Annotated in this window: 13 protein-coding genes; 5 read left to right on the top strand and 8 right to left on the bottom strand. The window is 72.2% G+C overall.

The genetic code is table 11. The features are described from left to right. Window positions 1-15 precede the first annotated feature (15 nt). The 3 genes from ABZ478_RS23610 to ABZ478_RS23600 all read right to left on the bottom strand — a co-directional run bounded on the left by ABZ478_RS23610 (window position 16) and on the right by ABZ478_RS23600 (window position 2,502). Window positions 16-501 carry a VOC family protein gene (locus tag ABZ478_RS23610; protein ID WP_359552463.1) on the bottom strand — a complete coding sequence of 162 codons (486 nt, stop codon included), beginning with the start codon at window positions 499-501 and terminating at the stop codon, window positions 16-18. 47 nt (window positions 502-548) lie between these two features. Then, the gene (gene rarD / locus ABZ478_RS23605) at window positions 549-1,511 is read right to left on the bottom strand and encodes an EamA family transporter RarD (RefSeq protein WP_359552461.1); all 963 of its coding nucleotides are present in this window, start codon (window positions 1,509-1,511) and stop codon (window positions 549-551) included. A 136-nt stretch (window positions 1,512-1,647) separates the two neighbouring features. Continuing rightward, on the bottom strand, window positions 1,648-2,502 hold the full coding sequence (locus tag ABZ478_RS23600; protein WP_359552460.1) for an SDR family oxidoreductase: 855 nt from the start codon (window positions 2,500-2,502) through the stop codon (window positions 1,648-1,650). A gap of 111 nt (window positions 2,503-2,613) precedes the next feature. Between ABZ478_RS23600 and ABZ478_RS23595 the strand changes: the two genes are divergently transcribed. Next, window positions 2,614-3,024, top strand: coding sequence for a helix-turn-helix domain-containing protein (locus tag ABZ478_RS23595; RefSeq protein ID WP_359552458.1), 411 nt, complete (start codon window positions 2,614-2,616; stop codon window positions 3,022-3,024). A gap of 35 nt (window positions 3,025-3,059) precedes the next feature. Here the strand turns inward: ABZ478_RS23595 and ABZ478_RS23590 are convergent, their stop codons facing one another. From ABZ478_RS23590 to ABZ478_RS23570, 5 genes are all read right to left on the bottom strand, one after another. Beyond that, the gene (locus tag ABZ478_RS23590) at window positions 3,060-4,121 is read right to left on the bottom strand and encodes a 2-oxoacid:ferredoxin oxidoreductase subunit beta (RefSeq protein ID WP_359552456.1); all 1,062 of its coding nucleotides are present in this window, start codon (window positions 4,119-4,121) and stop codon (window positions 3,060-3,062) included. Next, a complete protein-coding gene (locus ABZ478_RS23585) occupies window positions 4,114-6,042 on the bottom strand; it encodes a 2-oxoacid:acceptor oxidoreductase subunit alpha (protein WP_359552454.1) in 1,929 nt (642 codons plus the stop codon). Before ABZ478_RS23585 ends, ABZ478_RS23590 begins: the two co-directional genes overlap by 8 nt. Window positions 6,043-6,337: 295 nt before the next feature. Continuing rightward, a complete protein-coding gene (locus tag ABZ478_RS23580; RefSeq protein ID WP_351667852.1) occupies window positions 6,338-6,997 on the bottom strand; it encodes a response regulator transcription factor in 660 nt (219 codons plus the stop codon). A 184-nt stretch (window positions 6,998-7,181) separates the two neighbouring features. Then, a complete protein-coding gene (locus ABZ478_RS23575; RefSeq protein ID WP_359552452.1) occupies window positions 7,182-8,546 on the bottom strand; it encodes a sensor domain-containing protein in 1,365 nt (454 codons plus the stop codon). A gap of 240 nt (window positions 8,547-8,786) precedes the next feature. Further along, a complete protein-coding gene (locus tag ABZ478_RS23570; protein ID WP_359552450.1) occupies window positions 8,787-9,998 on the bottom strand; it encodes a sensor domain-containing protein in 1,212 nt (403 codons plus the stop codon). A gap of 235 nt (window positions 9,999-10,233) precedes the next feature. Here ABZ478_RS23570 and ABZ478_RS23565 point away from each other — a divergent pair, with 235 nt between their 5' ends. Genes ABZ478_RS23565 through ABZ478_RS23550 form a run of 4 tightly spaced genes read left to right on the top strand, consistent with a single transcriptional unit; the run spans window position 10,234 to window position 13,965 of the window. Then, a complete protein-coding gene (locus ABZ478_RS23565) occupies window positions 10,234-10,650 on the top strand; it encodes an NADH-quinone oxidoreductase subunit A (protein WP_359552449.1) in 417 nt (138 codons plus the stop codon). Continuing rightward, window positions 10,641-11,279: an NADH-quinone oxidoreductase subunit B family protein gene (locus ABZ478_RS23560; RefSeq protein ID WP_359552448.1), complete on the top strand. Its 639-nt coding sequence runs from the start codon at window positions 10,641-10,643 to the stop codon at window positions 11,277-11,279. Before ABZ478_RS23565 ends, ABZ478_RS23560 begins: the two co-directional genes overlap by 10 nt. After that, window positions 11,279-13,000 (top strand): NADH-quinone oxidoreductase subunit C, encoded by a 1,722-nt coding sequence (locus tag ABZ478_RS23555; protein WP_359552446.1) that lies wholly within the window; start codon window positions 11,279-11,281, stop codon window positions 12,998-13,000. The genes ABZ478_RS23560 and ABZ478_RS23555 overlap by 1 nt, the downstream gene beginning before the upstream one ends. Further along, a complete protein-coding gene (locus tag ABZ478_RS23550; RefSeq protein ID WP_359552445.1) occupies window positions 12,997-13,965 on the top strand; it encodes a complex I subunit 1 family protein in 969 nt (322 codons plus the stop codon). The genes ABZ478_RS23555 and ABZ478_RS23550 overlap by 4 nt, the downstream gene beginning before the upstream one ends. Window positions 13,966-13,967 lie beyond the last annotated feature (2 nt).

Genomic DNA, 13,967 nt, shown 5'->3' with positions numbered 1-13,967 from the left:
GGCACCGCCGACGGCCTACGCGACGCAGAACTCGTTGTCCTCCGGGTCGGCCATCAGCACCCACTCGCCGGCGTGCTCCTTGACCTCGCGCAGCACCCGCGCGCCCAGGGACTCCAGCCGGGCCACCACGTCCGCGCGGCGCCCGGCACCGGCCTGCACATCGATGTGCAGCCGGTTCTTGACCGTCTTCGCCTCCGGGACGCGCTGGAAGAGCAGCCGCCTGCCCATCCCGATGCCGGTGTCCGGGTCGTAGGGGTCCTCGGGGTGCCGTACGGCGACCAGGTCCCGGAAGGCGGGGCGGCCGTGGTACTCGACGGTGGCCTGGCCGGGCAGTTGGCCGAGGGACAGCAGCCGTTCGATGAGCGCGCTGTTGTCCTCGGCCTCGTAGTGCAGCGCGGCGGCCCAGAAGTCCGCCTGGGTGTGCGGGTCTGCGGCGTCGATGACGAGTTTCCAGCGCAGCGGGGCCGGAGCGGACGCGGATGCGGGCGTGTCTGTGGACATGCTCACCACTTATAGCGCCCCGCGCGGGCCCGCACCGGCTATCGGCGTCAACCGACCCGGCGGACGTCCACCTGAGCGGGGTCGGCGGCCTCGACGAGCGGCGACACGGCGACCACCCGGGGCTTCCGGGTGGCCCGCACGGCGTCCCAGGTGAGCAGGGTCAGCGCCAGCCACACCAGGGCGAATCCGGCCCAGCGCTCCGGCGGCATCGCCTCGTGGAAGTAGAGGATGCCGAGCAGGAACTGGAAGACCGGGGCCAGGTACTGCAGCAGTCCCAAGGTGGACAGCGGCACCCGGATCGCCGCCGCGCCGAAGCAGACCAGCGGCAGCGCCGTGACGACTCCGGTGGAGGCGAGCAGCAGGGAGTGGCCGGTGCCGCCGGTGGTGAAGGTGGATCCGCCGTGCACGCCGAGCCAGATCAGGTAGCCGAGCGCGGGCACGAACTGGACCGTTGTCTCGGCGGCCAGCGACTCGACGCCGCCGAGGGCGACCTTCTTCTTCACCAGCCCGTAGGTGGCGAACGAGAACGCCAGGCAGAGCGAGATCCACGGCGGGCGGCCGTAGCCGACGGTCAGGACGGCGACGGCGGCGAAGCCGACCCCGACCGCGGCCCACTGCGCGCGCCGCAGCCGCTCCTTGAGCAGCAGCACGCCCATCGCGATGGTCACCAGCGGGTTGATGAAGTACCCGAGGGACGCCTCGACCACATGGCCGGAGTTCACGGCCCATATGTAGACGCCCCAGTTCACGGTGATGACGGCGGCGGCCACCACGACGAGCGCCAGCCGCCGCGGCTGCCGCAGCAGCTCCCCGGCCCAGGCCCAGCGGCGTACGAAGAGAAGGGCGACGGCGACGAAGACGAGGGACCACGCCATGCGATGGGCCAGGATCTCCATGGCTCCGGCGGGCTTCAGCAGCGGCCAGAACAGCGGGACCAGGCCCCACATCCCGTACGCGGCGAAACCGTTCACCAGGCCTGTCCGGTGCTCTCCTGTGGACGTCCCGGCCATGGGCCCCTCCTTCTCGCCTCAGCCATGTGTGCGAGGAAGAAGGTAGCGCCGGGCGGCCCCGTCTGTCATGCCCGTATCGCCATACGGTCATGACAGACGGGGGCCGCGGGTGGCCCTGGGGTTCCGGGCGGCGGGTTCAGCCCTTGAGGGCGGCGGCGACGGCCTCGGCGAGCGGGGTGGTCGGACGGCCCGTCAGGCGGGAGAGGTCGCCGGTGGAGACGACCAGTTCGCCCTTCTCGATCGAGGCGTCCACGCCGGCCAGCACCGCGGCCAGCGGCCCGGGCAGCCCGGCGCCCGCCAGGATGGACTCGAGCGTCTCGACCGGTACCGGGGTGTAGGCGATCTCCCGGCCGGTCCGCCGGCTCAGCTCGGCCGCGTACTCGGCGAAGCTCCACGCCTCGTCGCCGCCCAGCTCGTAAGTCGAGTTCTCGTGGCCCTCGCCGGTCAGCACCGCGACCGCGGCGGCCGCGTAGTCGGCGCGGGAGGCCGAGGAGACCCGGCCGTCGCCGGCGGCCTGGACGACCGCGCCGTGCTCCAGCACCGGGGCGAGGTTCTCGGTGTAGTTCTCGTGGTACCAGCCGTTGCGCAGCAGGCTGTAGGGCAGGCCGGAGGCGAGCAGTGCCGCCTCGGTGGCGCGGTGGTCGTCGGCGAGCGTGGCCGTGAGGGTGCCCGGGGCGCTGGTGTACGCCAGCAGCGCGACACCGGCGGCCTTGGCGGCGTCGATGACGACCTGGTGCTGCTGGACCCGGCCCTTGTCGAACTCGTTGCCGGAGATCAGCAGGACCCTGTCGCCGGCCTGGAACAGGCCGTCGAAGGTCTCGGGTGCGTTGTAGTCGGCCACGGCGAGCCGGACGCCGCGGGCGGCGAGGCCGGCGGCCTTCGCCTCGTCGCGCACGACGGCGGTGATCTCTCCGGCCGGGACCTTCTCCAGCAACTGCTCCACGACGTGGCGGCCGAGGTGTCCGGTGGCTCCGGTGACGACGATGCTCATGATGCGCGGTCTCCTTGTGGGTGCGTCCGTCGGTGACTCCGTATGTGTGTCACTAACCCTAGGAGAGGCGCTAACCAAGCGAAAGTACCCACTTTGAAGTAAGGTACTGGCATGGCAGTAAGTGAGCGGATGACCACCGCGGAAGCCGAGGCCCAGTGCCCGTACCGCCTCGTCCTGGAGCACCTCACCAGCCGCTGGGGCGTCCTCGTGCTGATCGAGCTGCTGGAGCGGCCGTACCGCTTCAGCGAGCTGCGCCGGGCCATCGGGCGGTACGGCGGCCGGGGGGTCAGCGAGAAGATGCTGACCCAGACCCTGCAGACGCTGGAGCGCGACGGACTGGTCCACCGGGACGCCAAGCCGGTGATCCCGCCCCGGGTCGACTACTCGCTCACCGGTCTCGGCGAGGAGGCGGCGCTGCAGGTACGGTCCCTCGCCGGGTGGACGCACGAGCGCATGGACGAGGTGGAGCAGGCCAGGCTGGCATACGACGAGGCCCGGGAACTGAAGTCCCGGGCCTCCTAGGCCGAGTCCGCCCTGGTCGGTGAGCGGGCCGCTCGTCAGCCGACGACCGTCCAGGTGTCCCCGCCGGCCAGCAGCGCGCCCAGGTCGCCCTTGCCGTGCTGCTCGATCGCCGAGTCGAGCTGGTCGGCCATCTCGGTGTCGTAGACCGGCCGCTCGACCGAGCGGAACACGCCGATCGGGGTGTGGTGCAGGGTGTCCGGGTCGGCGAGCCGGGACAGGGCGAAGGCGGTCGTGGGGGACGCCGAGTGCGCGTCGTGCACCAGGACGTCCGCCTCGTTCTCCGCGGTCACCGTCACCACCTTCAGATCGCCGGTCCGCCGGTCGCGTACGACACCGCGCGAACCGTCGGCCCCGAAGCGGATCTGCCGCCCGTGCTCCAGGCGGATCAGCGCCTCCTCGGCCCGCTGCCGGTCCTTCAGGGCGTCGAAGGCGCCGTCGTTGAAGATGTTGCAGTTCTGGTAGATCTCGATCAGCGCCGTGCCCGGGTGGTCGGCGGCCGCGCGCAGCACCTCGGTGAGGTGCTTGCGGTCGGAGTCGATGGTCCGGGCGACGAAGGACGCCTCCGCGCCGATCGCCAGGGAGACCGGGTTGAAGGGCGCGTCCAGGGAGCCCATCGGCGTCGACTTGGTGATCTTGCCGATCTCGGAGGTCGGGCTGTACTGGCCCTTGGTCAGACCGTAGATCCGGTTGTTGAACAGCAGGATCTTCAGGTTGACGTTGCGGCGCAGGGCGTGGATGAGGTGGTTGCCGCCGATGGAGAGGGCGTCGCCGTCACCGGTGACCACCCACACGCTCAGGTCGCGGCGGGAGGCGGCGAGGCCGGTGGCGATCGCGGGCGCGCGGCCGTGGATGGAGTGCATCCCGTAGGTGTTCATGTAGTACGGGAAGCGGGAGGAGCAGCCGATGCCGGAGACGAAGACGATGTTCTCCCTGGCCAGCCCCAGCTCGGGCATGAACCCCTGGACCGCCGCCAGGATCGCGTAGTCACCGCAGCCCGGGCACCAGCGCACCTCCTGGTCGGACTTGAAGTCCTTCATCGACTGCTTCGCCTCGGCCTTGGGGACCAACTGCAGCAGCCCGTTGGTGGCGTCAGTCATCGATGGCCTCCTTCAGCGCGGTGGCGAGCTGTTCCGCCTTGAACGGCATGCCGTTGACCTGGTTGTACGAGCGGGCGTCGACCAGGTACTTCGCCCGGATCAGTGTGGCGAGCTGCCCGAGGTTCATCTCGGGGATCACCACCTTGCCGTACCGCTCGAGCACCTCGCCCAGGTTGCGCGGGAAGGGGTTCAGATGGCGCAGGTGGGCCTGGGCGACGGCCTCGCCGGCGGCGCGCAGTCTGCGTACCGCCGCCGTGATGGGCCCGTAGGTGGAACCCCAGCCGAGGACCAGGGTGCGCGCGCCGTCCGGGTCGTCGACCTCGACGTCCGGGACGTCGATGCCGTCGATCTTGGCCTGGCGGGTGCGCACCATGAAGTCGTGGTTGGCCGGGTCGTAGGAGATGTTGCCCGTGCCGTCCTGCTTCTCGATGCCGCCGATGCGGTGCTCCAGGCCCGGTGTGCCCGGCACCGCCCACGGCCGGGCGAGGGTCCGCGGGTCGCGCTTGTACGGCCAGAACACCTCGGTGCCGTCGTCCAGGGTGTGGTTCGGGCCGGTGGCGAACCGGACCCGGAGGTCGGGCAGTTCGTCCAGGTCCGGGATGCGCCAGGGCTCGGAGCCGTTGGCGAGGTAGCCGTCGGAGAGCAGGATCACCGGAGTGCGGTAGGTGAGCGCGATCCGGGCCGCCTCCAGGGCCGCGTCGAAGCAGTCCGCGGGGGTCTTCGGCGCGACCACCGGAACCGGTGCCTCGCCGTTGCGGCCGTACATCGCCTGCAGCAGGTCCGCCTGCTCGGTCTTGGTCGGCAGGCCGGTCGACGGGCCGCCGCGCTGGATGTCGACCACCAGTAGCGGCAGTTCCAGCGACACCGCGAGGCCGATGGTCTCGCTCTTGAGGGCGACCCCGGGACCGGATGTGGTCGTCACCGCCAGCGAGCCGCCGAAGGCCGCGCCCAGCGCCGCGCCGATGCCCGCGATCTCGTCCTCGGCCTGGAACGTCCGCACACCGAAGTTCTTGTGCCTGCTCAGCTCGTGCAGGATGTCCGAGGCGGGGGTGATCGGGTACGAGCCCAGGAACAGCGGCAGGTCCGCCTGCTGGGAGGCGGCGACCAGGCCGTAGGCCAGGGCGAGGTTCCCGGAGATGTTGCGGTAGGTGCCGACGGGGAAGGCCTTGGCGGCCGGGGCGACCTCGTAGGAGACCGCGAAGTCCTCGGTGGTCTCACCGAAGTTCCAGCCCGCCCGGAAGGCGGCGATGTTCGCGGCCGCGATCTCCGGCTTCTTCGCGAACTTGCTGTTCAGGAACTTCTCGGTGCCCTCGGTCGGCCGGTGGTACATCCAGGACAGCAGACCCAGGGCGAACATGTTCTTGCTGCGCTCGGCCTCCTTGCGGGAGAGGTCGAACTCCTTGAGCGCCTCGACCGTGAGCGTCGTCAGCGGCACCGGGTGCAGGTGGTAGCCGTCGAGCGAGCCGTCCTCCAGCGGGGAGGCGGCGTAGCCGACCTTCTGCAGGGCGCGCTTGGTGAACTCGTCCGTGTTGACGATGATCTCGGCGCCGCGCGGCAGGTCGCCGATGTTGGCCTTGAGGGCGGCCGGATTCATCGCGACCAGCACGTTCGGCGCGTCGCCCGGAGTGAGGATGTCGTGGTCGGCGAAGTGGAGCTGGAAGGAGGAGACGCCGGGCAGGGTGCCCGCGGGGGCGCGGATCTCGGCGGGGAAGTTGGGGAGGGTGGAGAGGTCGTTGCCGAAGGACGCGGTCTCCGAGGTGAAGCGGTCACCGGTGAGCTGCATGCCGTCACCCGAGTCCCCCGCGAACCGGATGATCACCCGGTCCAGGCGCCGCACGTCCTTCGCTCCGCCCGGTTTGCGCTGCTCTCCCACGACGGTCGCGTCGGCCTGCTCCGCTGGGCTGCTGACCTGGCTGGTCACTGAACTGGACCTCCTTCGAGGCGGCTGTCCGGGAATGGTCGTCCCACGGACCATCCCAGAATCAACCCTACGTCGCTCAGGGTCGCCCTCCGGCGGCCATCCGCATGATGGACGGCGTTTCGAGACGCCCCGTCGCGCTGGATTCTCATGGTTCCTCGCGCCGCCGTAGCCCCTTTCGACCGGCTCGCCGCGCCTGTGCCTCTTCCACGATTCCTTCCTCCGGCCTTCCGCCACCCGGGTACCCGTGTCCACAGAAGCCGGACGCCCTGACACCCTGCTGACGAGTGTCGGTCCGTCACGAGTTGAGATAGGTCAGAACGGCCAGAACACGCCGGTGGTCGCCGTCGCTCGGGGACAGGCCGAGCTTCAGGAAGATGTTGCTGACGTGCTTCTCCACGGCCCCGTCGCTGACCACGAGCTGCCGGGCGACCGCCGAGTTCGTCCGGCCCTCCGCCATCAGCCCCAGCACCTCGCGCTCCCGCGGAGTGAGCCCCGCCAGCACGTCCTGCTTGCGGCTGCGTCCGAGCAACTGCGCGACCACCTCCGGGTCCAGCGCCGTACCGCCCCCGGCGACCCGCACCACCGCGTCGACGAACTCCCGCACCTCGGCGACCCGGTCCTTCAGCAGATAACCCACGCCCCGGCTGGAACCGGCCAGCAGTTCGGTGGCGTACCGCTCCTCGACGTACTGCGACAGCACCAGCACCCCGAGCCCCGGGTGCGTCCTGCGCAGCCGCACGGCCGCCCGCACCCCCTCGTCGGTGTGGGTCGGCGGCATCCGCACGTCCGCCACCACCACATCGGGCAGCTCACCCTGCGCGTCCAGGTCGGCGATGGTCTTGAGCAGCGCCTCCGCGTCCCCGACACCGGCCACGACGTCGTGCCCGCGGTCGGTCAGCAACCGGGTCAGGCCCTCCCTGAGCAGCACCGAGTCCTCGGCGATGACCACCCGCACCCTGTTCTCCACGATCTCCCGGCCCCCCACAGCCCGACCTTCCGACGGCGTCTCGTACGGAGGTCAAGCATTCCAGCATTCGGGGCGGCGCGCCCAGGACCGGGGGAAACAACCGTGCGGCGGGCGTTCCCGCCCGGCCCGGACGCGCCCTTGCCGGCGCGGCCCGGCGCCCGTCAGCGTCCGCTCAGCCGCGCCAGGGCAGCTCGGCGATCACCCGGGTGGGGCCGCCCGCCGGCGAGTCCACGACCAGGACGCCGTCCACCGCGTCCAGCCGGCCGGCCAGTCCGGCCAGTCCCGAGCCCCGGGTGGCGTCGGCGCCGCCGACCCCGTCGTCCATCACCTGCACGAGCAGCCGGTCCTCGGCCCGCCAGACGTCGACCGAGGCGGAGCGTGCCCGGCTGTGCTTGCTGATGTTCTGCAGCAGCTCGGAGACGGTGAAGTAGGCGATGCCCTCGATCGCGGGGGCGGGCCGGGACGGCAGATCGACCTCCACCCGCACCGGGACCGCGCAGCGGGAGGCGACGGCGGACAGGGCCGCGTCCAGGCCGCGGTCGGTCAGCACCGCGGGGTGGATGCCCCGCGCCAGGTCGCGCAGCTCCTGCAGGGCCGTCTTCACCTCGCCGTGCGCGTCCTCCACCATCCGGGCCGCCTCCCGCGGGTCCTCCCGCAACTTCTCCTTCGCCAGCCCCAGATCCATGGCGAGGCCGACCAGCCGGGCCTGCGCCCCGTCGTGCAGGTCCCGCTCGATGCGGCGCAGGTCGGCGGCGGCCGTGTCCACCACGACCCCCCGGTCCGACTCCAGCTCCACCACCCGCGCCGACAGCCGCGACGGCCCCAGCAGCCCGCGCACCAACAGCCCGTCCACCGTCACCAGACCCCGCACGATCCACGGCGTGGCCAGCGTGAACACCAGACCCACCAGCGCCGTCACGGTGATCTCGAACGCGTTGTCGAGGTAGACGCTGTGGTGCGCGTCGCCGTACAACTGCAGACCGCCCTGACCCGCGTACATCGGGAACACCCAGAACCACAGCGGATACGTCAGCAGCGCCCAGCCGATCGTCCAGAAGTTCAGCGCCACGACGAACGAGAACACCGCCCAGGGGAACTGCAGCAGCGCGTAGAGCAGATGACGCCACGACGCGCCGCTCTTCAGCACCGCGCCCATCCACGCGAACACCCCCGGCTTGGCCGCCCGCAGCGGCTCCGGGTCGGCCACCTCCAGGCGCAGCAGCGCACGCGCGCGCGTGCGCTCCAGTACGCCGAAGCCCCGGCAGCCGGCGAGCGCCGCCGCCAGCACCGGGACCCCGAGGAAGGTGATGAGCAGTCCCGCGCCGAGCGACACCATCGTGACCGCCCAGCAGAACAGCACGATCGCGATCGGCAGGCTCAGCAGCACATAACCGAACTCGCGCAGGCTCCGCGCCTCGACGGGCGCCCGCAGGGCGGCGGGCAGCCGGTGGCGCCGCTCCCCGTCGTGGGCGGGGAAGCCGGATCCGGCGGGGTGCTCTTGTCCCCGCCCGTACCCCTGTCCGTACTCCGTGGCCATCGGTGTCGTCCGTTCTCCTCGTCCTGGCGGCGCTGCTGCGACCGTGTGTCCAGCGTGGCGGGCCGCGGCCCCGGGAACCATGGAGGCCGTCGGCGTCCCGGCCCGGGGGTTTTCCCCACCCCGCGCGGCCGGGCGGGACCCGGCGAGGTGGCGCGGGGCGGGGTGGCGCGACCAGAGTGTGGCGGGTTGCCGCGGGTGGGGTGGCGCCGCTGGGGTGGGGGGATGGCGCGGGCGGGGCGGCTATTCCCTGCGGTCCCGCCAGGGCAGCTCCGCCGTGACCACCGTCGGGCCGCCGAGGGGGGAGTCGACCACGAACAGGCCGTCCACCGCGCCCAGCCGCTCGGCCAGCCCCCGCATGCCGCTGCCGCTCTCCAGCCGGGCACCGCCGGCCCCGTCGTCCCGTACCTGGATCAGCAGCCGGTCCTCGGTCCGCCAGACGTCGACCGAGGCGGAGCGTGCCCGGCTGTGCTTGCTGATGTTCTGCAGCAGTTCGGAGACGGTGAAGTAGGCGATGCCCTCGATGGCCGCGGCGGGCCGGGCCGGCAGGTCCGCCGTCACCTTCACCGGCACCGTGCAGCGGGAGGCGACGGCGGACAGGGCCGCGTCCAGGCCGCGGTCGGTCAGCACCGCGGGGTGGATGCCCCGCGCCAGGTCGCGCAGCTCCTGCAGCGCGAGCTTCACCTCGCCGTGCGCCTCGTCCACCATCGCGGCGGCCGAGTCGGGATCCTCCAGCAGCTTCTCCTTCGCCAGCCCCAAACCCATGGCGAGGTTGACCAGCCGGGCCTGCGCCCCGTCGTGCAGGTCCCGTTCGATGCGGCGCAGGTCGGCGGCGGCCGTGTCGACCACGACCCCCCGGTCCGACTCCAGCTCGGCGATCCGCCGCTCCAGCTCGTCGGAGGGCGACAGCAGTCCCCGCACCATCGCCCGGTCCACGTTGGACAGCCCACGCGCGATGAACGGCAGCACCGGCCACAGCACGAACAGCGAGGTCAGCACGGTGCAGAAGGTGAGGATGCCCCAGGGCAGCCGGATGAGGTCGTACAGCAGCGTCCGCCAGCCCACCGGGTCCTTCAGCGCCAGCCACAGCCGCTGGAACATCCCCCTGCCCCGGCCGAGCGGCAGCGGTGACGGCTCGTCCACCCGCACCCCGAGCAGCGCCCGGGACCGGCTCCGCTCCAGCTTGCCGAGCTGCCGGGCGCCCAGCAGACAGACGGCGAGCAGCGGCAGCCCGATCACCGTGAGGGTGAGGACCCCGCTGACGAGCACCACCGTGAACACGTACGTGAAGCCGAACAGCGCCACCGGCAGGTTCAGCAGGAGATGCGCGATCTCCTTCCAGGTGTGCGCGTCGAGGGCCATACGGACGGGCGGCAGGCGGTCGGAAGGAAGACGGTCGGAAGGAAGGCGGCCGGAGCCTTCGGTCCGGCCGGCGGCGGAGGCGGAAGCGGTCATGCGGGCCAGCCTGCCGTGCCCGGCGCCCCTTGTGCCATGCGGTCCACCGCCCCCGTTCCCTGGGGAAAACCCCACCCCTCGCCCGGTCCCCGCGTCTCACGCCGTGACGGGCCGCTTACCGTGTCTTTATCAGGGCCTAGACTCCCGTGCGTACAGATCCTCGAATCAGGTCGCAGCACAGGGGTCCACTGCACCGGGTTCACCAAGGGCACTAGGTCAGGGAGCGAGGCGGACGGTGCGGGAGACGTTGGGGGACTCGACGGTCGCCGCGGCGGACGTCGCGGCCGGCTACTTCCGGTCCTACTCGGTCGTGGGACTGCTCGCGCTCGTCGGCGTGCTCTTCGTCGCGGTCGCCTTCGGCGCCGGCCGGCTGCTGCGCCCGGTGGTGCCCACCCCGGAGAAACTGCTCACCTACGAGTGCGGCGTCGACCCCGTCGGCGAGGGCTGGGCCCACACCCAGGTCCGCTACTACGTCTACGCCTTCCTCTACGTGATCTTCGCTGTCGACTCGATCTTCCTGTTCCCGTGGGCGACGGTCTTCGCCGCCCCCGGCTACGGCGCGGCCACCCTCGTGGAGATGTTCATCTTCCTCGGCTTCCTCGCCGTGGGCCTGCTGTACGCCTACAAGAAGGGGGTGCTGGCATGGACGTGAACCCGTCCGCCACGGAGAACCCGTCCGCCACGGAGAACCCGTCCGCCGCGGAGCCCGTCCTGCTTCCGGAGCCCAAGCGGCTGGGTGCCCTCGCCCGGCTCGCCCCCGAGCCGATGAAGGTGGTCCTGAACTGGGGCCGCCGCTATTCGCTGTGGGTGTTCAACTTCGGCCTCGCCTGCTGCGCGATCGAGTTCATCGCCGCCTCGATGGCCCGCCACGACTTCATCCGCCTCGGCGTCATCCCCTTCGCGCCGGGCCCCCGCCAGGCCGACCTGATGGTCGTCTCGGGAACGGTGACGGACAAGATGGCGCCGGCCGTGAAGCGCCTGTACGAGCAGATGCCGGAGCCGAAGTACGTCATCTCCTTCGGTGCCTGCTCCAACTGCGGCGGCCCCTACTGGGACTCGTACTCCGTCACCAAGGGCGTCGACCAGATCATCCCGGTCGACGTGTACGTACCGGGCTGCCCGCCGCGCCCAGAGGCGCTGCTCCAGGGCATCCTCAAGCTCCAGGAGAAGATCGCCGCCGAGTCGCTCGGGGACCGGTACGGGACCGCCCGCCCGTCCGCGGCCGCGCTGAGCAGCGACCTGGTGAAGCCCCCGGCGCCCGCCCGGGAAGGGGACGCGTGATGACCACGGCCGGCTGGCTGCCCGCACCCGCCGGGGAACTCTTCGGCCCCGACGCCACGGCAGAGGAGTCGTACGAGGTCCTGACGGTGGACGTACCGCCGTCCTCCTGGCTCACCGCCCTGGAGACGGCCCGCACCACCCTGCGGTGCACCTACTTCGACTGGCTGAGCGCGGTCGACGAACCGGGGACGGGCTTCCGCGTCTCGGCCCATGTCGTGGCCCTCCACCCGGTCCGCCGTCTCCTGGTCCGCACGACCGTGCCGCACGAGGCGCCGGCACTGCCGTCCGCCGTCGGCGTGTACGCGGGCGCGGCCTGGCACGAGCGCGAGACGCACGAGATGTTCGGGGTCGTCTTCGAGGGCCACCCGGGCCTGGAGCACCTGCTCCTCCCGGAGACCTTCGAGGGGCACCCCCTGCGCAAGGACTTCGTCCTCGCCGCCCGGGTGGCCAAGGCCTGGCCGGGCGCCAAGGAGCCCGGGGAGTCCGACCACGGTGGCCCCAAGCGCCGCCAGATGCTGCCTCCGGGGGTCCCCGACCCGAACGAGTGGGGCCCGCTGAAGGGCCAGCTCCCTCCCGCCCCGGCGCGCCCGGCCCGGGGCGCGGGGCGCGCGGCGGGCGAGCGCCCGGCACGCGCGGCTGGCGAGCGCCCGGTACGGCGGACCCGCACGGCGTCGGAGGGCTCCGCCAGCCAGGCCGGGGAGGCTGCTGCTGGAGCTGCTGGAGCCGGGGGAGTTGCCGGAGCCGCTGGAGTCGGCGGTGCCGCAGACACCGCCGGTGCCGGGGCGCGGCCGCGTCGGGCGAGGAGCGCGAGCGAAGGCTCGGTGAGCCAGTCGGCGGCGCCTGCCGAGGACGCGGCGGTGCGCAAGCAGGCCGCGTCCGAGGGAGACGCCGGGCAGACGGCGCCGGAGGGGCCGGCCGCGGAGGCTTCGGTGGCGCACGAGCCCGGGCCGGCACCGGCCCGGCCGCGCCGTGCGCGCAGCGCCTCGGGAGGCTCGGCCTCGCAGCGGACCCCGGCACCGGCGGAGCCGACCGAGCCGACCGAGCCGACCGAACCGGTGGAGCCGGGCGGCTCCGCCCGCCGAGGTGCGGCCCCGCGCAGCTCGGACGCCCCGTGGCACCACGCGCGCCCGGCCTTCGACGAGCGACCCGAGGCCGCCCGGGAACCGGAGCGGGCTCAGGAAGCAGCGGAGGCCGAGGTGAGCCCGGAGGCTGAGCGAACCCAGGAGGCGCAGGCTCCGGAGGCTGAGCAGGCCCTGAAGGCTGAGCGAGCCGAGAAGGCGCAGGTCTCGAAGGCCGAGCCGGCCCGGGAAGCCGAGCGAACCCAGGAGGCGCAGGCTCCGGAGGCTGAGCCAGGCCGGGAAGCCGAGCGAGCCACAAAGGCTGAGCAGTCCCCGAAGGCTGAGCAGTCCCCGAAGGCCGAGCGAGCCCACGATGCCGACCAGGCTCAGACGGCCGAGCCCGCCCGGGAAGCCGAGCGAGCCACAAAGGCTGAGCGAGGCACGGAGCCCGAGCGAGGCACGGAGACCGAGCGAGCCCTGGAAGCCGAGCCGGCCACGGAGCCCGAGCGACCCCAGGAACCCCAGGACGCTCCCGAAGCCCAGCCGACTCAGCGCCCCCAGGACGCGCACGAGCCCCAGAGCCCCGCAGTACCCCCAGCCCCCGACAACGCCAGCCCCGAAGAACCCCCCACCCCCGACCACCCGACAGGAGGCCCGCGGTGAACGACGCGCTGGACGTCGTCCTGCGACTCCTGGTCGTGTTCGTCGTCTTCCTCACCTTCCCCCTGATCGTGGGCCAGACCGAGCACAAGGTGATGGCCCACATGCAGGGCCGTCTCGGCCCGATGTACGCGGGCGGCTTCCACGGCTGGGCCCAGCTCATCGCCGACGGTGTGAAGTTCGCGCAGAAGGAGGACGTGGTCCCGGCCGGCGCCGACCGCCGCGTCTTCCAGCTCGCCCCGGCCGTGGCCCTGCTGCCCTACCTGCTCGTCCTGCTCGCCATCCCGATCGGGCCGGGCGAGGGGGCCGTCGGACAGGCGCTGGACGCGGGGGTCTTCTTCGTCCTCGCGGTGATGGGCGTCGGCGTGCTCGGCTCGCTGATGGCCGGCTGGGCCAGCGCCAACAAGTTCTCCCTGCTCGGCGGCCTGCGCACGGCGGCCCAGCTCCTCGCCTACGAGCTGCCCATGCTGCTCGCCGCGGCCTCCGTCACCATGGCGGCCGGCACGGTCTCCCTCCCGGGCATCGTGCACGCCTTCCACTGGTGGTGGCTGCCGTGGCAGATCGTCGGCGCGATCGTGTTCTTCGTGGCCGGCCTCGCCGAGCTGCAGCGCCCGCCCTTCGACATGCCCGTCGCCGACTCGGAGATCATCTTCGGCGCGTACACCGAGTACACCGGTCTGCGGTTCGCGCTGTTCCTGCTCGCCGAGTACGCCGGCATCGTCGTCCTGTGCGGTCTGACCACCGTCCTCTTCCTGGGCGGCTGGCACGGCCCGTGGGGCGCCGACGGCCTGGGCTGGCTGTGGACCCTGCTGAAGACCGCGATCCTCGCCTTCGTCGTCATCTGGCTCCGCGTGACCTACCCCCGCCTGCGTGAGGACCAGCTCCAGAAACTCTCCTGGACCCTCCTCGTCCCCCTCTCCCTCGCCCAGATCGCCCTCACCGGCATCGTCAAGGTGGTGATCCAGTAGCC

This window comes from Streptomyces sp. NPDC005706 (assembly GCF_040631045.1).
Lineage (GTDB): Bacteria > Actinomycetota > Actinomycetes > Streptomycetales > Streptomycetaceae > Streptomyces.
The sequence above is the reverse complement of the archived record's forward strand: the minus strand, read 5'-3'. Positions and strand labels throughout refer to the sequence as shown.

Coding starts and splice junctions, on each gene's coding strand:
- ABZ478_RS23610 (WP_359552463.1), bottom strand. CDS start 501: ATGTCCACAGACACGCCCGCATCCGCGTCCGCTCCGGCCCCGCTGCGC.
- rarD (WP_359552461.1), bottom strand. CDS start 1,511: ATGGCCGGGACGTCCACAGGAGAGCACCGGACAGGCCTGGTGAACGGT.
- ABZ478_RS23600 (WP_359552460.1), bottom strand. CDS start 2,502: ATGAGCATCGTCGTCACCGGAGCCACCGGACACCTCGGCCGCCACGTC.
- ABZ478_RS23595 (WP_359552458.1), top strand. CDS start 2,614: ATGGCAGTAAGTGAGCGGATGACCACCGCGGAAGCCGAGGCCCAGTGC.
- ABZ478_RS23590 (WP_359552456.1), bottom strand. CDS start 4,121: ATGACTGACGCCACCAACGGGCTGCTGCAGTTGGTCCCCAAGGCCGAG.
- ABZ478_RS23575 (WP_359552452.1), bottom strand. CDS start 8,546: ATGGCCACGGAGTACGGACAGGGGTACGGGCGGGGACAAGAGCACCCC.
- ABZ478_RS23570 (WP_359552450.1), bottom strand. CDS start 9,998: ATGACCGCTTCCGCCTCCGCCGCCGGCCGGACCGAAGGCTCCGGCCGC.
- ABZ478_RS23560 (WP_359552448.1), top strand. CDS start 10,641: ATGGACGTGAACCCGTCCGCCACGGAGAACCCGTCCGCCACGGAGAAC.
- ABZ478_RS23555 (WP_359552446.1), top strand. CDS start 11,279: ATGACCACGGCCGGCTGGCTGCCCGCACCCGCCGGGGAACTCTTCGGC.